Source organism: Bradyrhizobium sp. NDS-1 (genome assembly GCF_032918005.1).
GTDB lineage: Bacteria > Pseudomonadota > Alphaproteobacteria > Rhizobiales > Xanthobacteraceae > Bradyrhizobium > Bradyrhizobium tunisiense.
On the sequence record NZ_CP136628.1, the window covers coordinates 4,587,361 to 4,606,640 of the forward strand.

The following is a 19,280-nucleotide window of genomic DNA, read 5'->3' on the forward strand; positions in this document are numbered from 1 at the left end:
TTCCGATGCTGTTTTCCCGCAGGCTCATGCTGGGACTTGCCATGGCAGGCTCCCTAGCTAGCACCCTCGCCTTCCCGGCGCAGGCCGAAGGTCCGACCGAGATCGATTTGTTCTTCCCGGTCCCCGTCGACGGCAAGCTCGCCCGCGACATGGGCACCTTGATCAAGGAATTCAACGAGGGTCATCCGAACATCAAGGCGACCGCGGTCTACACCGGCTCCTACGACGACACGCTGATCAAGACGCGCGCCGCGATCAAGGCCGGCAAGCCGCCCTCAGCCGTGATCATGTCGGCGAACTTCCTGCTCGACATGCAGATCGAGAACGAGCTCACCAATCTCGATGCGCTGATCAAGGCCGACGGCACCACCAAGGAGCAATTCCTCGGCCAGTTCTTCCCGGCGCTGCACGGCAATGCGGTGATCAGCCGCTCGGTCTACGGCGTGCCGTTCCACAATTCGACGCCGCTGCTCTACATCAACGCCGACAAGGCCAAGGAAGCCGGCCTCGATCCGAGCAAGCCGCCGCAGACCTGGGCCGAGCTCACCGACTGGGCCAAGAAGCTCACCAAGCGCGAGGGCGACAAGGTCACCCAATGGGGCATCGCGATCCCCTGCGCCTATGACTATTGCGGCTGGATGATGGAAACGCTCACCATGAGCAATGGCGGGCGCTACTACAACGAGGAGTTCGGCGGCGAGGTTTATTACGACACGCCATCGATGCTCGGCGCGCTGACCTGGTGGAACGATCTCGTCACCAAGCACAAGGTCCACGCCCCCGGCGCCACCGCCGGCCCGGCCGTCAGCACCTCCTTCATCTCGGGCAACGCCGCGATGATGATGCTGTCGACGGGCTCGCTGACCTATGTGCGCGACAACGCCAAGTTCAACTACAAGGTCGCTTTCATCCCACGCAACGTCCGCAACGCCGTGCCGATCGGCGGCGCCTCGCTGATCGTTCCGGCAGGCCTGGAGGCCGACAAGCAAAAGGCTGCCTGGACGCTGATCAAGTGGATGACCTCGCCCGAAAAGAGCGGCTGGTGGAGCCGCGCCACCGGCTATTTCGCGCCCAACATGGCCGCATACAAGACGCCTGACATGGTCGACTTCCTGAACAAGAACCCGGACGCCAAGACCGCCGTCGAGCAGCTCGACGTCGCAAAGCCCTGGTTCGCGACCTACAAGACCGTGCCCGTGCGCAAGAACCTCGAGGACGAGGTGATGCTGGTCCTCAACGGCAAGAAGCAGCCGAAGGAAGCGCTCGCCGCCGCCCAGAAGGCCGCCGACGAGACGCTGAAGCCGTACAATGCGGAGACGTCGCTGAAGCTGCCGTAAGCCTAAGATCTCGTCGTGCCCGGGCTTGTCCCGGGCATGACGAGCTTGCGCGCGGACGAAAAGAACGTGCCGGGACAAGCCCGGCCATGACGATTGAACGGAATGGAGCCATTAACTCCCCATCCACCAATCCGGCCCGCCCCGCCGCCGGTAACCATTGAAATTAACAGACCCTCAACGCGCCTCCGACAAATCTATCAATGTTTCTGGAGATTTCGCCGTGGATCTGTTGGTTATCGAGTTCCTGGGACTGGCACTGGTCGCCATGTGTGTGCTCGTGGTGGCGCTGCCCTGTGCGCGAAAATCGTCGCAGCGGGTCCGCTACGAATAGGAATTTCGTCGGAAAAAGCGATTCCGGCCCAAATGCAAGGCTCGAATTCGCATCGAGCCCCTTGACATCACAGCGCTTTCGGCAGAACGGCTGATACCAAGTGTCATGGGCCGTTCATGGATTTGATTACCACCACCGCTGACCTCGCGGCTGCCTGCAGCCGACTGGCCAAGCACCCCGTCATAACAGTCGATACCGAGTTCCTGCGCGAGACCACCTATTACCCGCTGCTGTGCGTGGTGCAGATGGCCAGCGCCGAAGAGGCCGTGGTCATCGACACCCTGGCCGAGGGCATCGATCTCAAGCCCTTCTTCGAACTGATGGGCAATGAGGGCGTGCTGAAGGTGTTTCACGCCGCCCGCCAGGACATCGAGATCATCTGGCACCAGGCGGGCATCATCCCGCATCCGGTGTTCGACACCCAGGTGGCGGCGATGGTGCTGGGGTATGGCGACAGCATCGCCTACGACGCCCTGGTCGAAAAGGTCACCGGTCACCGTCCTGACAAGACCCACCGCTTCACCGACTGGTCGCGCCGACCGCTGACCAAGGAGCAGATGCACTACGCGGTGTCCGACGTCACGCACCTGCGCGACGTGTTCGCCGCGCTCGACGCCGACCTCAAGAAGCGCCGCCGCAGCGAGTGGGTTTCCATCGAGATGGAGGTTCTCACCTCGCCCAGGACCTACGACTTTCACCCCGAGCGCGCCTGGGAGCGGCTGAAGACGCGGGTACGCAAGCCGAAGGACCTCGCGGTCCTCATGGAGGTCGCCGCCTGGCGTGAGCAGGAAGCCCAGAGCCGTGACGTCCCCCGCGGCCGCGTGCTGCGCGACGAGGCGATCACCGACATCGCAACGCATGCGCCGAACACGTTGGAGAAGCTCGCTAACTTGCGCTCCGTGCCGAAGGGGTTCGAGAAATCCAAATGGGGCGCGGATATCGTCGCTGCCGTCGAGCGCGGGCTGGCGCGGGACCACTCCACGCTGCCGAAGCTGGAAAAGCCGCGCAACAACAACAATGGCGCCGCCATCGTCGAGCTCTTGAAGGTGCTGCTGCGCATGACCGCCGAGCGCCACGCGGTCGCCAGCAAGGTGATCGCGACGGTCGACGATCTCGAAGAGATCGCAGCCGACGACGAGGCCGACGTCCCCGCCCTGCGCGGCTGGCGCCGCGAGCTGTTCGGCGAAGCCGCACTGAAGCTGAAGCGCGGCGAGCTGGCGCTGGCGGTCGAGAAGGGCCGCGTGATCGGGGTGCAGCGGTCGGAATAGTTCCCGCTCCCTCCCAGGGTGTCGTCCCGGCGAAGGCCGGGACCCATGACCCCAGGGAGGAGTTTGGCGAAGACTCTGCGTTCGGTACTCCGACCACCATAAATCGATAGATCACGCGGTATGGGTCCCGGCCTTCGCCGGGACCCATACCGCGAGTGTGGTGGGCCGCTCCGTTCGCGATGAACGCCAGCTTACGCCGGCGTCAGCTTGGCCACCTCCGCCTTCATGTCGTCCAGCACGCCCGAGATCGCACCGACCAGATCGTCGATCTGAGCCTTGGTGACGATCAGCGGCGGGCAGATGGCGATGGCGTCGAGCATGTTGCGCGAGATCACGCCGCGCTCCTGGAGCATGCGGCTGGCGATACCGCCGACCGCGCCGGGCGTCGCGGCCGCGCTCTTGCGGCCCTTGTCGAGCACGAGCTCGATCGCCGCGATCATGCCGACACCGCGGACCTCGCCGACCAGCGGATGGCTGGTGAGCTCGCGCAAGCGGCCCTGCATGTAGGCACCGAGCTCGGCGGCATGCGCGACCAGGCCGCGCTCCTCGATGATCTTGAGGTTTTCCAGCGCAATCGCCGAGCCGACGGGATGGCCGCCCGCGGTGAAACCGTGGCCGAGCACGCCGATCTTGTTGCTCTCGTCCGCGATCGGCTCGAACATGCGGTCGTTCATGATGATCGCCGAGAACGGAAAATAGCTCGAGGTGATCTGCTTGGAGACCACGAGCACGTCGGGCTTGATGCCGTAGGTCTCGCAGCCGAACATCTTGCCGGTGCGGCCGAAGCCGCAGATCACCTCGTCGGCGACCAGCAGGATGTCGTACTTCTTCAAGACCGCCTGGATCTTGTCCCAATAGGTCGCCGGCGGGACGATGACGCCGCCCGCGCCCATCACAGGCTCGCCGAAGAAGGCCGCGATCGTATCCGGTCCCTCCTTCTGGATCAGCGCGTCGAGTTCCTCGGCCCGGCGGGTCGCAAAGGCCTCCTCGCTCTCGCCGGGTGCGCCGTCCTTGTAGAAATGCGGTGAGCCCGTGTGCAGGATGTTCGGCAGCGGCAGGTCGAACGAGCGGTGATTGTTCGGCAGACCCGTGAGGCTGGCGGAGGCAATGGTGACGCCGTGATAGGCGCGCATCCGGCTGATCACCTTCTTACGCTGGGGCTGGCCGAGCGCGTTGGAGCGATAGGCGATCAGCTTCAACACGGTATCGTTGGCTTCCGAGCCGGAATTGGTGAAGAACACCTTGCTCATCGGCACAGGCGCGAGCGCGACCAGCTTCTCGGCAAGGTCGATCGAGGGCCCGTGCGATTTGGCGGAGAACGTGTGATAGAACGGCAGCGCCTGCATCTGCTTGTGCGCGGCCTCGACCAGCCGCTTCTCGTTGAAGCCGAGCCCGACGCTCCACAGCCCGGCCATCGCCTCAAAATAGCGCTTTCCCGACGCATCGAAGACGTAGGGACCATCACCGCGTTCGATCACCAGCGGACCTGCCTGCTGATGCGTGCGCGCGTTGGTATAGGGATGGAGCTGATAGGCCACATCCCGGGCCTCTTGCGAATTGGGCAGCATGGACATTTGCGAAGATCCTTGAAAGCGTCACGTCGCAGGCGGAGCCGGCGTCATCACTCGATGATCAAGCACCTTGGCTATTGCGACAGCGCGAAGCTTGCAACGCTAATTCGTCGGCAGCAAGCGCTCAGCAGCGTTGCACAAAGCCGCATGTCGGGGTTCGGCAGCGCTCACACCGCGTCGTCGTCATGCCCGTCGTCGGCACCGGCAGCGGCTTCCCTCACCTCCACCAGCGCCATCGAAAGCAGATAGACCGTCGTCGGCAGGCCAAGCCTGCGCGCCTTCTCGGCGGCATGCGACAGATCGCTCGCCAGCTCCTTGAGCTCGTCTCCCCGTGACAATCCCTCACCCCATCCACCGGTCGCGGTCGCCTAGACCGCAACGGCGCCGCTGGTTCTGATCAGTTCGGCGCTGGATTGGATTGTAGCAAAGTTCCCAATGACATTCACTACCGCATGCTTGTAAGCGGCGGCATCGCCCGTCCCCGGCTGCCGGCAAGCCACGGCGTCAGTGATCACGCTGTAGCGATGGCTGCGGTGAAACCCGTCCACGGCGGTGCCCAGAATGGTCTCGTCCAGGGAAAAACCGATCAGAATGCAGCGCATGGCGCGGATATTGGACATATGGTCCACAAACCGCGACGAGCTGTAGGCGGACGGCAGCGGGTGCTCGAACGTCATCTCGCCCGGCCTCGGCCTCGTCTCTTCGATCCAATCGGTCAGCCTGGATGCCGGATTGAACCAGGCGGCCTGCGCGATGCGCTTCAAATGCATCACCGGCCACAGATTGCCGCGCCACAGCGTCAGCAGTTCCAGGCAACGCGACGTGGCGGCATCACCGTCGAAGATGACGTGGCGGCGCCCGGGAGTCAGGTATTCGACCTGGAGATCCGCGCAAACCAGGATCGGCGGATCATCGTGGATGGAAGCCAGCATCGTGTTGCGCAGAGCTGCACCAATTTCAACGATCTGCGAGCGCGAGGTCCCGCAGCGGCGAGGTCACCGACCGCCCCGCCGAGGCGTCGAGCACGCCTGGCCGGTCCCAATCGCCCTCGGGACGGATGATGACATAGGGGTCGCTGTCGAGCGTGATCGCGTCCGGGCCCGGCTCGATCTCCAGCAGCATTTCCGTGTAGGAAAAATCCGAGAAGGTGATTTTGCGATTGTGGCCGAGCGGCTTGGCGCCGAAATGGGCCCAGAAGTCGACCAGCCTGTCCTGCGCCTGACCGTAGATCTTGCGAAAGCCCTTGCGTTTCACGTAGTCGACGCTGGCCTGCACCAGCTTGAACGAGACGCGCGAGCGCCGGTATTGGTGGCGCACCGCGAGCCGCTCCACCTTGGCGAAATCGCCGAAGAAGCGCACGCGCAGGCAGCCCGCAGGCTCGTTGCCGACGAAGCCGATGAAGTGTGCGGCGACCATGTCGTTACCGTCGAACTCCTCCTCGAACGGACAATCCTGCTCGGCGAGATAGACCGCGGAGCGGATGGCTGTGACCAGCATGAGATCGTTTGGATCGCGCGCGAGGCGGATGGTGATGGCGCGGGAACAGGGCTTGGCGACAGGAATCCTAGTACCGTGCATCTGCAAAACTCCTTGCTTGGATGATCGCGCCCGGCATGTGCATCGGCTGCCGATGCCAGGGCCGCTCGTAGCACCAGAGATCGGGCTGGAAGCTCGGGACCGGCGCAAAGCCGGTCGCCTTCATGATGTCGCGTCCGGCCACCGTTGACGGCTGCGCATAGCAATCCGCATTGTGAAACCTTAGCTGTCGCAGATGCGCCGCGGCCTTGCCGAGACCGGCGATGCCGCGCCCCGTCGCCGCGATCGCCCAGATGTAGATGGCGGCGACGTCTTCCTTCGCGGAAGCGAGATAGTGCGTCTCGGGCGCGGTGAGGCAGATCTCGTCGAGGAGCAGCGCATCGTGCCCGCGGTCATTGAGAAACAGGAAGGCCATGCCGCCGACGAGATTGCCCTTCCGGCTGAACGTCAGGATGCTCTGGGGATCGAACGTGTAGTATCGCGCAAGCGCGGCTGCCCCGATCTGGACGCCCGGCACCAGCCGGTGCGCCATCTGCGAAAGCGCGGCAATTTCGGAAAATTGCGCGCAGCGGACATCGACATCCGGGCTCAGCGGCAAAGCATCGAAATCATGCCTTGCGGCAAACGAGCCCCTTTCCATAGCCATTTCACGCCTCTATCGTCCGAGGCTTTCGTGCCCCGCTATGCCAATGAGCTTAGCGGCTGGGGATCAGGAGTATGCAACAGTTATTGCACCGGGGTGCTGCGATGATGCAGCACCGTGAAGAAGCCCTGGATGCGTCCTGGGACGATTTGAAGCTGTTTTTAGCGTGCGCAAAGTATAAAAGTTTTCGCAACGCCGCCGAGGAGCTCGGGCTCACCTCCACCACGTTGATGCGGCGGATCGACCGGCTGGAAGAGAGCATCGGCTGCAAGCTGTTCCTGCGCGACCAGAGCGGGCTCACGCTCAGCGATGAAGGCACCGCGATGATCGCGGACGTGACGCATATGGAGCGTCATGCCTTCAACGTCTTCCGCCGCGCCTCGCGATCGTCCAACGACACCTCGGGCACCGTGCGTGTCGCGGTGACGGAGGGCCCCGGCAATTTCTGGATCCTGCCGCGACTGATCGACTTCCAGAAAACCTACCGCAGGATCACCGTCGATTTGCGCTGTGCGATGGAGCAGGCCGACGTCGCACGGCTTGAATCGGACATCGCGATCCAGCTCGAGCCGCCGACCAATCCCGACCTGATCGTCGCCAAGCTCGGCCGCCTGCACATCTATCCCTTCGTCTCCAAGGAGTACGAAAGCCTCTACGGCGTGCCGGCGTCGCTGGCCGAGCTGAAGGACCATCGCATCATCAAGCAGAGCGCGCCGCAGGTCGACGACGGCGCCTATGCCCGCGTGCTCGGACTGAAGTCGCTCGACGGCATCGTCGGGATCAAGACCAATTCCTCGGTCGGCGTGCTCTACGCCGTCGAGCGCGGTGCCGGCATCGGCTTCCTGCCGACGGTCTCGATCGCGCTCGGCGCGCCGCTTGTTGCCGTCGATCTCGGCGTGAGCCACCATGCCGATCTCTGGCTCACCTATCACAAGGAATTTCGAACCTCCGAGCGCCACAAGATCGTGGTCGACTGGCTGAAGAAGATCTTCGATCCCAAGACCTATCCGTGCTTCCGCGACGAGTTCATCCATCCGAACGCACTGGTGCCGATGATGACCGCCGCGCGCGAGGGGTTTGGATTGACGGGGTATGTCGCGGCGACGCCGGCTTAGAGCGTTTTCGAGCGAAGTGGACACCGGTTCGCGTCAAGAAAACGCGTCAAAACAACAATCCAGGCGAGCTTGAGCTCACCATTTGTATTCGAAGCCGACCATGCCCTGGTGCGACGTCAGTTCGTTGCGGAACTTGCCGTCGTAATTGACGTAGAGCCGCGCCACGCTGGTCAGGTTGAGCGAAGCCGAAGCGCCGGCATCCGTGCCATAGCGGCTCTCGCCGATGCCGGGAACGACGATGCTCTGAGTTCCCAGGCTGACCTGGATCGATCCAAGGTCCTGGTGGAAATTGTCGACGAACTTGCCGTAGGCCGACAGGTCCAGGATTTTCTGATCGATGATGAAGTAGCGGCCGATCTCGGCCCCTATCATCAGGCGCGCGCGAGAGAGCGCCGTCGAGCCGACGTCGAGCGGGTCGAGACCGCCGGCCTCCTGGAACGCCGCGCTGGTGGCACGCACATATTCCAGCGCGCCCTTGGGCACGATGCGCATCTGATCCTTGGTCCAGTAATAGCTGATCTCGGTCAGCGCGCCGTCGACCGCGGCGCGATATCCTGCGGTCGCAAGGCCAAGGCCGGTGTCGCGGCTGGAGCGGACCTTGCCGAAACCGTGCACCACGGCGAAGGCCCAGGTCCAGGGACCTTTGTCGACGGAGCCGCTGAAGCCGATCTGGGTCAGATCGAGTGTCGCCGACTGGAGCGCCAGCGGCACGTCGATGTCGGTGTGGCTCTGGTCGACCGAAAAGCCGAGATTGACGCCGGGCGCAACGCGTGCGCCAAAGCCGGCGACGCCGCCGAAGGTCCTGCGCTTGTCGCCGACGAAATCGCCTTGCGGATCCGTTCGCACCGAGATGCCGTAGCCCTCGAACCAGGTGCGATAGCGCGGATCTTCCGTCGCCGCCGATGCGCCGCCGCCGCCGGGATTGGTCCGGAACGCCCGATTGACGCCGCCGGATGCTTGGTTGCCGAGCCGCTCCAGGAAGTTGGAGCCTAGATTGAGCATGCTGTTGCCGGCCGACTGGTCGTAATTGATCGAGGTCGGCGTCGGAATCGGGGTCGGTGACGGGGTCGGCGTGGGGGGCGTCGGGCTTTGCGCGAAGACTGGCGATGCGGCCGACATCGTCGCGACGATCGCAAACGCCATCGCGATCGCTGCCACGGCCCTTCCGACGCGGTCGAGCCCGATCATCTGCCGTGTTTCGGAGGGCTGCGAGGTGCAGCACATGACGACTCATCCCAAAGCGGAGGGCGCCCGCAAAAATACAACACGAGCGGTTCGCACATGCGGCGATTTGTGCTGAACTGCCACGGGGGGTCAACCGGTTGGCTCGTTGTCACCGAGCCTATTGCCCTCGATTGTGGTTCCGCGGCCACAGGTCGCAAATAGCAGATGATGGTCACCGCCCCCATCTTGAAAATTACGCGCAGCTTGCTAACGGGCGATTTTCATGTTGCAATATCGGCCACAATCGGAATTGGCCGCGCTGCTGTGTGTTTTGCGACATTGAGCCTCAAGACTCGAACAGACTTCCGGAAGCCCGTTTGTGGCGTGGCACGCGAAAAGCGGCCGCGTCTTTTTTATATCTAGTGGAGGAGACTAGCGATGCCGCAAAAGGGCACCGTCAAATGGTTCAACCCGACCAAGGGCTATGGGTTCATCAAGCCGAACGGCAGCGACAAGGACGTGTTCGTCCACATCTCCGCCGTCGAGCGTGCCGGACTCTCCACCCTCAACGAGAACCAGGTGGTTGAATACGACCTCGTGGAGAACCGCGGCAAAGCATCCGCGGAGAACCTCAAGGTCTCCTGATTTCTCTCAAGGCTGACGCGAGAGATCATGACGTTGCCCCCGGCTCTGCCGGGGGATTTTGTTTTGGAAAGACCGCCGCGAGGACAGCGCTTCAGCGCACCACCGGCGCAACCAGAAAATTCTCCGACGCCGCGCTTCCTTCCGTCCTGCACACATCGCCCTCGATCCGGACCTTGCCGGTCGCAAGCAGCCGCAACGCCTCGGGATAGATGCGGTGCTCGACTTCGAGGATGCGCTCGGACAGCGTGTCTCCCGTGTCGTGATCGCTGACGGGCACGGCGCCCTGCATCACGATCGGGCCGGCATCGGTCTCGGGGATCACGAAGTGCACCGTCGCGCCGGACAGTTTGACGCCGGCGCGCAAGGCCTGGCCGTGCGGGTCGAGGCCGGGGAAGGACGGCAGCAGGGAGGGATGGATGTTGAGCATCCGCCCGTACCAGGCCCTGGTGAACTCGGCTGTGAACAGGCGCATGAAGCCGCCGAGACAAATCAGCTCGATACCGCGCTGGTCGAGCGCCGCCTGCAGCACCTTCTCGAAGCCGGCGCGGTCCTTGCCGAACGGCTTGCTCTCGATCACCAGCGTATTCACGCCGGCCGCCTTGGCGCGCTCGAGCCCGAGCGCATCGGTCTTGTTCGAGATGACGAGCGAGATCTCGGCCGGAAAATCCGCAGCAGCGGCTGCCTTGATCAGCGCGGCCATGTTGGAGCCGCGGCCGGAGATCAGGATGGCGACGCGGCGCTTCATCACAGCGCCAGTCATTACAGTGCCATGTCGAGGTGGCCGTTATAGACGACGCGGTGCTCGCCGTCGGCCGGGATCACGGTGCCGAGCTGCACCACCGTCTCGCCGGCATCGGTAAGGACCTCGACCACCTTGTCGACCTTGTCGGGCTCGACGATCGCGATCATGCCGATGCCGCAATTGAACGTGCGCAGCATCTCCAGCTCGGCGATGCCGGCCTGCGCCGCCAGCCATTTGAACACCGGCAGCACCGGCAGGCGCGCAAGGTCGATGCCGACGCCGAGGGTCTTCGGCAGCACGCGCGGAATGTTGTCGGTAAAGCCGCCGCCGGTGATGTGGGCGAGCCCCTTCACCGCGCCGGTCTCGCGGATCGCGCGCAGGCAGGATTTGACGTAGAGCTTCGTCGGCGTCAGCAGCGCGCCGCCGAGCGTCATCACGGGCGCGAACGGCGCCTGCGCCTCGAAGCCGAGGCCGGATTGCTCCACGATCTTGCGCACCAGCGAGAAGCCGTTGGAATGCACGCCCGACGAAGCGAGACCAATCACGGCATCGCCTGCGGCGATGTCCTTGCGCGGCAACAGCGTACCCCGCTCCGCGGCACCGACGGCAAAGCCGCCGAGATCGTAATCGCCATCCTTGTACAGGCCCGGCATCTCGGCGGTCTCGCCGCCGATCAGGGCGCAGCCGGATTCGCGGCAGCCCTCCGCGACGCCCGCGACGATCGCGGCCGTGGCCTCGGGGTCGAGCTTGCCGCAGGCGAAATAGTCGAGAAAGAACAGCGGCTCGGCGCCCTGCACCACGAGGTCGTTGACGCTCATGGCGACGAGGTCGATGCCGATCCCGCCGTGCAGCCCGGTCTCGATCGCGATCTTGACCTTGGTGCCGACGCCATCGGTCGCGGCGACCAGGACGGGATCCTTGAAACCGGCCGCCTTGAGGTCGAACAGGCCGCCGAATCCGCCGATCTCGGCGTCGGCGCCGGGCCGTGCGGTGGCGCGCACCATCGGCTTGATCAGGTCGACCAGGCGGTTGCCCGCATCGATATCGACGCCTGAATCGGCGTAAGTGAGGCCGTTATTGCGGTCGGTCATGCCCGATTTCCAGTGGGTTTGCGGCTGGTTACGTCGAATTCCGGGGACGCGCAATGGCTCGCATGGCGCCCCGCCGTATACTATGTAGAGATATCAACCGGTTCAGCCTCCCGAGAGGCCGGATTCGAGGTCAGACCGGGTGTCGGGAAGCGCTTTCGTGAGTATTCCAAATATCATTACCCTGGGCCGCATCATGCTGGTCCCGATCATCGTCTGGGCCATCGTGTCGAGCCAAATGGAGGTGGCGTTTGCCGTCTTCCTGATCGCCGGTATCAGCGATGCCGTCGACGGTTTCCTGGCCAAGCGCTTCAACATGACGAGCGAGCTCGGCGCCCTGCTCGATCCGCTCGCGGACAAGGCGCTGCTGGTCTCGATCTACATGGCGCTGGGAATCTGGGGTGCGATTCCGCGCTGGATCGTGATCCTGGTGGTGTCGCGCGACATCATGATCGTCGCCGCCGTGATCGTATCCTGGCTGTTCGACCGGCCCGTCGAGATGAAGCCGTCGAAGGTGTCCAAGCTCAACACCGTGGTACAAGTGGCGTTCGCCGCCCTGGTGCTGGCGGCGCTTGCCTTCGGCTTCAAGCCGGCTCCTTATGATATCATCCTGATGGGTCTCGTCACGGTCTTCACGCTCTCCTCGGTGTCGCTCTATCTGGTCGAGTGGCTGCGGCACATGAGTACGATCGAGGCCAAGTAGCACGATCGAAGCCAAATGAGAGGGGATGCGGCCCCGCAAAAGGCCAACTCCCGCTCGATGAAGGCGAATCCTTTCCAACAAGCCGGCGCGCCGGCATGGAGCAAAGCAAGCGTGCCAGGCCGCGTCCATCCCCGACAATTGGCGTTTTCGCTTCCGCACGCGGAGAGCCTCAGCCGGGACAATTTCCTTGAAGGCCCCGCCAACGCGGCCGGTCTCGGCCTGATCGAGAGCTGGCCGGAATGGCCGAACCGGATCATGTGGCTGGCCGGTCCGGAAGGAAGCGGCAAGAGCCATCTCGCCGCGATCTGGGCCGAGGTATCAGGTGCCCGCTCGACCGCGGCCAGCGCACTGACCGCCACGGGCGTTCCGGGCGCGCTCGCCACCGGCGCGCTGGTCGTCGAGGACCTCAGGGCCGGGGAATTCGACGAACGCGCCCTCTTCCACCTGATGAACCTTGCCCGCGAGGACGGCGTCTACGTTCTCTTCACCGGACGCGAGGGGCCGGCCTCGCTGGAGATCGAGCTTCGCGACCTGCGCTCGCGCCTGCGCGCCGTGCCCGTGGTCGCGTTGCTGCCGCCCGACGACCAGCTCTTCCGCGGCCTGATCGTCAAATTCTGTGCCGACCGCCAGCTCGCCGTGGACGAGAGCGTGGTCGGCTACCTGGCCACCCGCCTGGAGCGGTCTTCAGCCGCCGCCCGCCAGGCCGTGGAACTGCTCGACGGTGAAGCCCTGCGGCTCGGCCGCCCCGTTACAAGGGCGCTGGCCGCCGAACTCTTGCGGGACGCCTGATCGGTTGCGGGCTCCAGAGCGGCTTGACGCCGCGAAGCGGCGGAACATCAATGTCATCGAAACGTCATCGCGCTAACACATGCTTCCGCCGGTTTTGCGCGTAAGTCGCAAATTGGGGCGAACTGGATGGACCGACTTCTGATGGACTCTGCGCAAGCTATTGAAGTTAAAGAGAAAGAGCCTGAGGCCGAGGGCTTGCCGGCGATCGCCTCCAGCCCCGAGCGATTCATCAACCGCGAGCTCTCCTGGCTGCATTTCAACCGCCGCGTCCTGGAGGAATCGGTCAATCCCAGCCACCCGATGCTCGAGCGGGTGCGATTCCTGTCGATTTCAGCGAATAACCTCGACGAATTCTTCATGGTCCGGGTCGCCGGCATCAAGGCCCAGGTGCGCGAGGGCATTGCCGAGCGCAGCCCCGACGGCTTGACGCCATCCGAGCAGCTCGCGCTGATCAACCGCACCGTCTCCGAACTCGCCTCCGACCAGCAGGCGATCTGGCGCGACCTGCGCAGCACGCTGGCCGATGTCGGCATCGTGCTGGTCGAGGGCAAGGAAGTCACCAAGGCGGAGCGGACCTGGATCGAGGACTACTTCCTCAGCAACGTGTTCCCGCTGCTGACGCCGCTGGCGATCGATCCGGCCCACCCCTTCCCGTTCATCCCGAGCCTCGGCTTCACCATCGCGCTCCAGCTCACGCGCGCCGCCGACGGCAAGCAGATGAACGCGCTGATCCGCATGCCCGGCAAGATCGACCGCTTCATCCGCCTGCCGGCTGACGGCAAGGCCGTCCGGCTGATCTCGCTGGAGCAGGCGACCGCGCTCTTCATCAACCGCCTTTTTCCCGGCTACAACCTGCACGGCCAGGGCGCCTTCCGCATCATCCGCGACTCCGAGCTCGAAATCGAGGAAGAGGCGGAAGACCTCGTCCGCCTGTTCGAGACCGCGCTGAAGCGCCGCCGTCGCGGATCGGTGATCCGGCTCGAGATCGACGCCAAAATGCCGGAGGAGCTGCGCAGCTTCGTGCAACACGCGCTCTCGGCCGCCGACGACGAGGTGTTCCTGGTCGACGGCGTGCTCGCCATGAACGAGCTCTCGCAGCTCACCCGCCTCGACCGGCCAGATCTCGAATTCACGCCCTACGTGCCGCGCCACCCCGAGCGCGTGCGCGAGCACGGCGGCGACATCTTTGCCGCGATCCGGCAGAAGGACCTCGTCGTCCATCACCCCTACGAATCCTTCGACGTGGTGGTGCAGTTCCTGCAGCAGGCCACGCGCGATCCCGATGTCGTCGCGATCAAGCAGACGCTCTACCGCACCTCCAACAACTCCCCGATCGTACGCGCGCTGGCGGAAGCCGCCGAGGCCGGCAAATCCGTCACGGCCTTGATCGAATTGAAGGCGCGCTTCGACGAGGAAGCCAACATCCGCTGGGCACGCGACCTCGAACGCGCCGGCGTGCAGGTCGTCTATGGCTTCCTCGAGCTGAAGACGCACGCAAAGCTCTCGATGGTGGTGCGCCGCGAGGGCGGCAGCCTCACGACTTACGTCCATACCGGCACCGGCAACTATCACCCGGTCACCGCACGCATCTACACCGACCTCTCCTACTTCACCTCCGACCCGACCATCGGCCGCGATGCCGCGCGCGTGTTCAATTTCATCACCGGCTATGCCGCACCGAGCGATCTGGAAAAGATGGCGGTGTCGCCGTTGACCTTGCGCAAGCGCATCATCGAGCACATCCAGGGCGAGACCGCGCATGCGCGGCACGGCCGACACGGCGCGGTCTGGATGAAGATGAATGCGCTGGTCGACCCCGATATCATCGACGCGCTCTACGAGGCCTCCCAGGCCGGCGTGCAGGTCGAGCTCGTGGTGCGCGGCATCTGTTGCCTGCGCCCCGGCATTCCCGGCCTGTCGGAGAACATCCGCGTCAAGTCGATCATCGGACGCTTCCTGGAACACGGCCGAATCTACTGCTTCGGCATGGGCCAGGGCCTGCCGAGCGCCAAAGCGGCTGTGTATATCTCGTCCGCCGACATGATGCCGCGCAACCTCGACCGCCGTGTCGAGGTGCTGTGTCCGCTGCAAAATCCGACGGTGCATCAGCAGGTTCTCGAACAGATCATGGTCGCCAACCTGAAGGACAATGAGCAGAGCTGGCAATTGTTGCCGGACGGGTCCTCAACGCGTATGAAGACCGCGAAGGGCGAGGAGCCCTTCAATGTCCACAACTACTTCATGACAAATCCGAGTCTGTCTGGCCGTGGAAAGTCGCTCAAGGAATCCTCGCCGCGTCGTCTCACGCGCCGGAACGAACGCCATCCATCCTGATCGGGGATTTCCGACGTGAAGAGGCCGCGCAAGCGCGGCTCGAGCGTCGCTGTCATCGACATCGGTTCCAACTCGGTCCGTCTCGTCGTCTACGAGGGGCTGACGCGCAGCCTCATTCCGATCTTCAACGAGAAGACGCTGTGCGGCCTCGGGCGCGAGGTGCAGAGCACCGGCCTGCTCGCCCCCGACGCCGTCGACAAGGCGCTGACTTCGCTGAAGCGATTCCGCGCATTGTGCCGCGTGATGCAGGTCGGACGCGTGTTCGCGATTGCCACCGCCGCCTGCCGCGACGCTTCCAACGGCCCCGATTTCATCGCCAAGGCCGAGCGCATCTGCGCCGTGAAGATCGAAATCCTGTCCGGTCCGCGCGAGGCGCGGCTGTCGGCGCTCGGCGTGATCTCGGGCATCCACCATCCCGACGGCATCGTCGGCGACCTCGGCGGCGGGTCGCTCGAATTGATCGACGTGCGCAAGAACAGCGTGCGCAGCGGCGTGACGCTGCCGCTCGGCGGGCTTGCGCTGCAGGATCTCGCGCACAAATCACTCAAGCGCGCCGACCGCATCGTGCGCGAGGCGCTCGACGGAGTGCCGCAGCTCGCCGCGGGCCGCGGCCGCACGTTCTACGCGGTCGGCGGCACCTGGCGCGCGCTCGCGCGCATTCACATCATCCAGAGCGGCTATCCGCTCCAGGTGATGCACGGTTATTCGATTTCCGCAGTTGAAGCGCTCGATTTCTCGCGTCGGCTCCGGCGCCTCGCGGCCGCGGACATGCTCGCGGACATCGAGAGCGTTGCGGACGCCCGCCGCCCGCTCCTCACCTATGCGGCGCTGGTGCTCGAGCACATCATCCGGGTGGCAAAGCCGAAGACCATCGTGTTCTCGACCTTCGGCGTGCGCGAGGGCCTGCTGCACGAGAAGCTGCCGGAGGCGGAACGCAACAAGGACGGCCTGACCTGCGCTGCCGAAGAGCTGAACCAGTTGCTGTCACGCTCGGCCAAGCACGCCCACGAGCTGATCGCATGGACCGACCGCCTTGCGCGCGTGGTGAAGCTGCGCGAGACCGAGGAGGATCGGCGGCTGCGCCACACCGCGTGCCTGCTGTCCGACATCGGTTGGCGCGTGCATCCCGATCATCGCGGCGAGCAGACGCTGAGCCTCGTCGTCAACGGCAATTTCGGCGCGATCACCCACACCGAGCGCGCCTTCGTCGGCCTGTCGGTGTTCTATCGCTATGCGGGCCTGAGCGAGGAAAACCAGCCGCCGGTCACCATGCAGGAGCTGCTGACGCCGGCGCAGCTCGAGCGCGCGCGCCTCCTGGGCGCTGCGTTCCGCGTCGCGCATCTGATCTCGGCGGCGCGGCCTGGCGTCCTGCCGGCCACGCATTTCCGGAGCCTGGGACGCAAACTGATGCTGGTGTTCGAGCACCGCCTCGGCGACCTCGTCGCCGACCGCGTCGGCAGCCGCTTCCGTCAGCTCGCCCGCCTGATCGGCCGCGCCGGCTCGATCGTGCGGCGCTGACCGCAACAGTGCGTCCAAGCGAGCGGCTGGGGGACTTCAACCAGCAGCGGCCATCCGATCGCCGCTGACCTCTGGCGCGACTATGGCTTTCAGTCCACCGAGTTCGGAATCCGCAAGAACAAGCTGCCATCCGTAGGCACTGAGCACGTCCTGAACGATGGCGAGGCCGAGGCCGGCCCCTTCGCCACGCTCATCCAGCCTGACCCCGCGTTCGTGCACGCGTGAACGTTCGGCGGGCGCGATGCCCGGACCATCGTCCTCGACCGTGATTGCCGGTTTCGCGGCATCGGAGCTGATGCGCACCTGGCTCCTGGCGTGACGGGCAGCATTTTCCAGGAGATTTCCCAGCACTTCGGCCAGATCAGTGCGATCGAGCGGCACGCTCGGCTCGCCCGTTATGCAGGTCTCGAGTTCAAGCCGCTGTACAGCGGGCGTGCGCTCCAGCATCCGCATCAGGGATTGGACCAGTGGTCTGAGGGGCGTTGAGACACCGCCGCGCTGTCGCGCCGTCCCCCGCGCCCGGGCGCGCGCCAGCTCGCGGTCGACGTGACGGCTCATCGTCTCGCCGACGGCTTCGATTGCCTGCGCGACGTCCTGCTCACCGCGCTGACGCAACAGCGCGACATCGGCCGCGAGTGCGGCAAGCGGCGTCTTCAGACCGTGCGCCAAATCAGCGGCGCGGCTGCGCGACCGCTCGATCTCGCGCTCTTGGGCGTCGATCAGGCTGTTCACCTCTTCCACCAGGGGCTTCACCTCGGTCGGGACATCGGCGGGGAGGTGCCTGCGTTGCCCGGAGCGGACGTCCGCGACGCCGCGGCGAAGTGCGTCCAGCGGGCGCAGGCCCAGCCCGACCTGGATCGAGGTGGCCGCCGCCAGCGCCAAGCCCAGCACGCCGAGTGCCAGCGCCAGATCCCTGGCGAAGTGCGCGGCGGCGGCCGATACGCGGGCGAAATCGGCAGCCACGGCAACCCGCACCGGCGCGCGGCGGCCGCCCAGGGTGAGCAGTACGCGGCGTTCACTGACCAGGAGCCGTGCGTCTGCTGGCCCAGGGATGACGTGACGGTGCAATTCGCCAGGCGACGGTTCATCCTGCGGCAGGTCCAACGCCGTGTCCCACAGCGAGCGTGAACGCACCACTTGACCGCCATCGTCCGATACCTGCCAGTACAAGCCCGAAAGAGGGTCGGCAAAACGAGGATCGGTCGGCGGCCGGCCCACCACCAGCCTGCCCTGCGCATCGGCGTCGATACCCGCGACGAGCTGCTTCAGATAGACGTCGAGATCGTCGCCGATGGTGCGCGTGACGTGGCGTTCGAACAGCAGCGTCAGCCCGGCGCCGGCAATCGTCAGCGCGATCAGGATAGCTACGAGTCCGCCAGCGACCAGTCGCAGCCGCAGCGAGCCCCAGCTCATGGCGCCGTCTCCGGTACCAGATAGCCGAAGCCGCGCCGGGTCTCGATCAGATCGGCGCCCAGTTTCCTGCGCACGCGGCCAACCAGCACTTCGAGCGCGTTCGATTCGTGGTCCTCGCCGTGGCCATAGACGTTTTCATCGAGCTCCTGCTGCGACACCACGCGTCCGCGATGGTGCAGCAGAAAGGCGATCAGGCGATATTCCAATGGCGACAACGCAACGGGTACGCCGCGCAGCGTCACCCTCATCTGACGCTCGTCGAGCTCGACGTCGCCGGCGACAATCCGTGGGGAGGCATGCCCCGCCGAGCGGCGCACGATCGAGCGCAACCGCGCCAGCAACTCCTCCAAGCGGAATGGCTTGGGCAGGTAGTCGTCGGCGCCCGCGTCGATGCCATCGACGCGCTCGGCCCAGCTGCCGCGCGCCGTCAGGATCAGCACCGGCATGGACCGCCCATTCGCACGCCAGCGCTTGAGTACCGCCAGACCGTCCATGCCGGGCAAACCGAGATCGAGGACGATCGCGCCGTAATCCTCGGTGTCACCGCGGAACCAGGCTTCCTGGCCGTTGCGGACGGTCTCGACTACGTAACCAGCCGCGCGTAGCGCCCTTTCCACATCGGCCGCGATCCGTCGGTCGTCCTCCACGAGCAGCAGGCGCATCACTTCTCCTTGATGCGTTCAATCTCGCCGCTGCGCGCGTCCACGTGCGCTTCGTAGAGGCGGCCCTTGTTGTCGACGAGGCGAAACTCGTAGATCCAGCGGCCGCGCTCACGCTCTATCTCGACCCCGGCAACCTCGCCCGGCAGCTTGCCACGAAGCGACGCGAGAATGTCGGCAAGTGACTTGATCTCGCCTGCCTCGACCGCGCGGCGAACCGCGTCGGGCGCGCCTTTATCGTGGTCGTCTGCGGCCGCAGGCATCGGCGCGAGCAGAACGCCTGCCAGCAGCGGCACCGCGAGGAATTCCAGAAGGCCACGTGATCGCATCAGTGGAGAATGCCCCAATCAACCTGACAAAATGCTGACGTGGATCAACAGGCGCCGGTCAGGGCTCTTCCGGCAATGTCCGCTCATCGCCTCGT

At 64.9% G+C, this 19,280-nt stretch carries 19 protein-coding genes; 8 read left to right on the top strand and 11 right to left on the bottom strand.

The genetic code is table 11. The features are described from left to right. The first annotated feature begins 5 nt into the window (after positions 1-5). On the top strand, positions 6-1,337 hold the full coding sequence (locus tag RX330_RS21730) for an ABC transporter substrate-binding protein (RefSeq protein ID WP_317239750.1): 1,332 nt from the start codon (positions 6-8) through the stop codon (positions 1,335-1,337). Between the two features lie 447 nt (positions 1,338-1,784). Then, positions 1,785-2,936 carry a ribonuclease D gene (gene rnd / locus RX330_RS21735; RefSeq protein ID WP_317239751.1) on the top strand — a complete coding sequence of 384 codons (1,152 nt, stop codon included), beginning with the start codon at positions 1,785-1,787 and terminating at the stop codon, positions 2,934-2,936. 191 nt (positions 2,937-3,127) lie between these two features. Here the strand turns inward: rnd and RX330_RS21740 are convergent, their stop codons facing one another. The 5 genes from RX330_RS21740 to RX330_RS21760 all read right to left on the bottom strand — a co-directional run bounded on the left by RX330_RS21740 (position 3,128) and on the right by RX330_RS21760 (position 6,689). Then, complete coding sequence (locus tag RX330_RS21740; protein WP_212086104.1) at positions 3,128-4,510, bottom strand: aspartate aminotransferase family protein; 1,383 nt, start codon at positions 4,508-4,510, stop codon at positions 3,128-3,130. 164 nt (positions 4,511-4,674) lie between these two features. Beyond that, the gene (locus RX330_RS21745) at positions 4,675-4,845 is read right to left on the bottom strand and encodes a hypothetical protein (RefSeq protein ID WP_212086107.1); all 171 of its coding nucleotides are present in this window, start codon (positions 4,843-4,845) and stop codon (positions 4,675-4,677) included. A gap of 30 nt (positions 4,846-4,875) precedes the next feature. Continuing rightward, positions 4,876-5,439: a cysteine hydrolase family protein gene (locus tag RX330_RS21750; protein ID WP_212086110.1), complete on the bottom strand. Its 564-nt coding sequence runs from the start codon at positions 5,437-5,439 to the stop codon at positions 4,876-4,878. A 25-nt stretch (positions 5,440-5,464) separates the two neighbouring features. Next, complete coding sequence (locus RX330_RS21755; RefSeq protein ID WP_212086113.1) at positions 5,465-6,085, bottom strand: GNAT family N-acetyltransferase; 621 nt, start codon at positions 6,083-6,085, stop codon at positions 5,465-5,467. After that, a complete protein-coding gene (locus tag RX330_RS21760; protein WP_212086116.1) occupies positions 6,072-6,689 on the bottom strand; it encodes a hypothetical protein in 618 nt (205 codons plus the stop codon). Before RX330_RS21760 ends, RX330_RS21755 begins: the two co-directional genes overlap by 14 nt. Before the next feature lie 71 nt (positions 6,690-6,760). Here RX330_RS21760 and RX330_RS21765 point away from each other — a divergent pair, with 71 nt between their 5' ends. Next, complete coding sequence (locus RX330_RS21765; RefSeq protein ID WP_212086119.1) at positions 6,761-7,801, top strand: LysR family transcriptional regulator; 1,041 nt, start codon at positions 6,761-6,763, stop codon at positions 7,799-7,801. Between the two features lie 75 nt (positions 7,802-7,876). Here the strand turns inward: RX330_RS21765 and RX330_RS21770 are convergent, their stop codons facing one another. Then, positions 7,877-9,025, bottom strand: a complete 1,149-nt coding sequence (locus RX330_RS21770; protein WP_317239752.1) for an autotransporter outer membrane beta-barrel domain-containing protein — start codon at positions 9,023-9,025, stop codon at positions 7,877-7,879. A 378-nt stretch (positions 9,026-9,403) separates the two neighbouring features. Between RX330_RS21770 and RX330_RS21775 the strand changes: the two genes are divergently transcribed. Then, the gene (locus RX330_RS21775) at positions 9,404-9,610 is read left to right on the top strand and encodes a cold-shock protein (protein ID WP_007591938.1); all 207 of its coding nucleotides are present in this window, start codon (positions 9,404-9,406) and stop codon (positions 9,608-9,610) included. Between the two features lie 91 nt (positions 9,611-9,701). Here the strand turns inward: RX330_RS21775 and purN are convergent, their stop codons facing one another. Together purN and purM are read right to left on the bottom strand one after the other, a co-directional pair. Then, positions 9,702-10,355: a phosphoribosylglycinamide formyltransferase gene (gene purN / locus RX330_RS21780; RefSeq protein WP_317243945.1), complete on the bottom strand. Its 654-nt coding sequence runs from the start codon at positions 10,353-10,355 to the stop codon at positions 9,702-9,704. Between the two features lie 14 nt (positions 10,356-10,369). After that, positions 10,370-11,443 carry a phosphoribosylformylglycinamidine cyclo-ligase gene (gene purM / locus RX330_RS21785; RefSeq protein WP_317239753.1) on the bottom strand — a complete coding sequence of 358 codons (1,074 nt, stop codon included), beginning with the start codon at positions 11,441-11,443 and terminating at the stop codon, positions 10,370-10,372. Positions 11,444-11,600: 157 nt separating this feature from the next. Between purM and RX330_RS21790 the strand changes: the two genes are divergently transcribed. From RX330_RS21790 to ppx, 4 genes are all read left to right on the top strand, one after another. Then, positions 11,601-12,143, top strand: coding sequence for a CDP-alcohol phosphatidyltransferase family protein (locus RX330_RS21790; protein ID WP_212086128.1), 543 nt, complete (start codon positions 11,601-11,603; stop codon positions 12,141-12,143). A gap of 111 nt (positions 12,144-12,254) precedes the next feature. Continuing rightward, positions 12,255-12,932 carry a DnaA ATPase domain-containing protein gene (locus RX330_RS21795; protein ID WP_317239754.1) on the top strand — a complete coding sequence of 226 codons (678 nt, stop codon included), beginning with the start codon at positions 12,255-12,257 and terminating at the stop codon, positions 12,930-12,932. Between the two features lie 141 nt (positions 12,933-13,073). Then, the gene (locus tag RX330_RS21800; protein ID WP_317243946.1) at positions 13,074-15,266 is read left to right on the top strand and encodes an RNA degradosome polyphosphate kinase; all 2,193 of its coding nucleotides are present in this window, start codon (positions 13,074-13,076) and stop codon (positions 15,264-15,266) included. Between the two features lie 15 nt (positions 15,267-15,281). Then, positions 15,282-16,784 carry an exopolyphosphatase gene (gene ppx, locus RX330_RS21805; RefSeq protein WP_212086134.1) on the top strand — a complete coding sequence of 501 codons (1,503 nt, stop codon included), beginning with the start codon at positions 15,282-15,284 and terminating at the stop codon, positions 16,782-16,784. Between the two features lie 36 nt (positions 16,785-16,820). On the opposite strand, the gene RX330_RS21810 is transcribed toward ppx, so the two are convergent. From RX330_RS21810 to RX330_RS21820, 3 genes are read right to left on the bottom strand one after another with little or no spacing between them, the layout of a single operon-like run. Further along, the gene (locus RX330_RS21810; protein ID WP_317239755.1) at positions 16,821-18,197 is read right to left on the bottom strand and encodes a sensor histidine kinase; all 1,377 of its coding nucleotides are present in this window, start codon (positions 18,195-18,197) and stop codon (positions 16,821-16,823) included. Next, positions 18,194-18,859 carry a response regulator transcription factor gene (locus tag RX330_RS21815; RefSeq protein ID WP_317239756.1) on the bottom strand — a complete coding sequence of 222 codons (666 nt, stop codon included), beginning with the start codon at positions 18,857-18,859 and terminating at the stop codon, positions 18,194-18,196. Before RX330_RS21815 ends, RX330_RS21810 begins: the two co-directional genes overlap by 4 nt. Then, positions 18,859-19,185: a PepSY domain-containing protein gene (locus RX330_RS21820; RefSeq protein ID WP_317239757.1), complete on the bottom strand. Its 327-nt coding sequence runs from the start codon at positions 19,183-19,185 to the stop codon at positions 18,859-18,861. Before RX330_RS21820 ends, RX330_RS21815 begins: the two co-directional genes overlap by 1 nt. Positions 19,186-19,280: the final 95 nt, after the last annotated feature.

Coding starts and splice junctions, on each gene's coding strand:
- RX330_RS21730 (WP_317239750.1), top strand. CDS start 6: ATGCTGTTTTCCCGCAGGCTCATGCTGGGACTTGCCATGGCAGGCTCC.
- rnd (WP_317239751.1), top strand. CDS start 1,785: ATGGATTTGATTACCACCACCGCTGACCTCGCGGCTGCCTGCAGCCGA.
- RX330_RS21740 (WP_212086104.1), bottom strand. CDS start 4,510: ATGTCCATGCTGCCCAATTCGCAAGAGGCCCGGGATGTGGCCTATCAG.
- RX330_RS21750 (WP_212086110.1), bottom strand. CDS start 5,439: ATGCTGGCTTCCATCCACGATGATCCGCCGATCCTGGTTTGCGCGGAT.
- RX330_RS21755 (WP_212086113.1), bottom strand. CDS start 6,085: ATGCACGGTACTAGGATTCCTGTCGCCAAGCCCTGTTCCCGCGCCATC.
- RX330_RS21760 (WP_212086116.1), bottom strand. CDS start 6,689: ATGGCTATGGAAAGGGGCTCGTTTGCCGCAAGGCATGATTTCGATGCT.
- RX330_RS21765 (WP_212086119.1), top strand. CDS start 6,761: ATGCAACAGTTATTGCACCGGGGTGCTGCGATGATGCAGCACCGTGAA.
- RX330_RS21770 (WP_317239752.1), bottom strand. CDS start 9,025: ATGTGCTGCACCTCGCAGCCCTCCGAAACACGGCAGATGATCGGGCTC.
- RX330_RS21775 (WP_007591938.1), top strand. CDS start 9,404: ATGCCGCAAAAGGGCACCGTCAAATGGTTCAACCCGACCAAGGGCTAT.
- purN (WP_317243945.1), bottom strand. CDS start 10,355: ATGAAGCGCCGCGTCGCCATCCTGATCTCCGGCCGCGGCTCCAACATG.
- purM (WP_317239753.1), bottom strand. CDS start 11,443: ATGACCGACCGCAATAACGGCCTCACTTACGCCGATTCAGGCGTCGAT.
- RX330_RS21800 (WP_317243946.1), top strand. CDS start 13,074: ATGGACTCTGCGCAAGCTATTGAAGTTAAAGAGAAAGAGCCTGAGGCC.
- RX330_RS21810 (WP_317239755.1), bottom strand. CDS start 18,197: ATGAGCTGGGGCTCGCTGCGGCTGCGACTGGTCGCTGGCGGACTCGTA.
- RX330_RS21815 (WP_317239756.1), bottom strand. CDS start 18,859: ATGCGCCTGCTGCTCGTGGAGGACGACCGACGGATCGCGGCCGATGTG.
- RX330_RS21820 (WP_317239757.1), bottom strand. CDS start 19,185: ATGCGATCACGTGGCCTTCTGGAATTCCTCGCGGTGCCGCTGCTGGCA.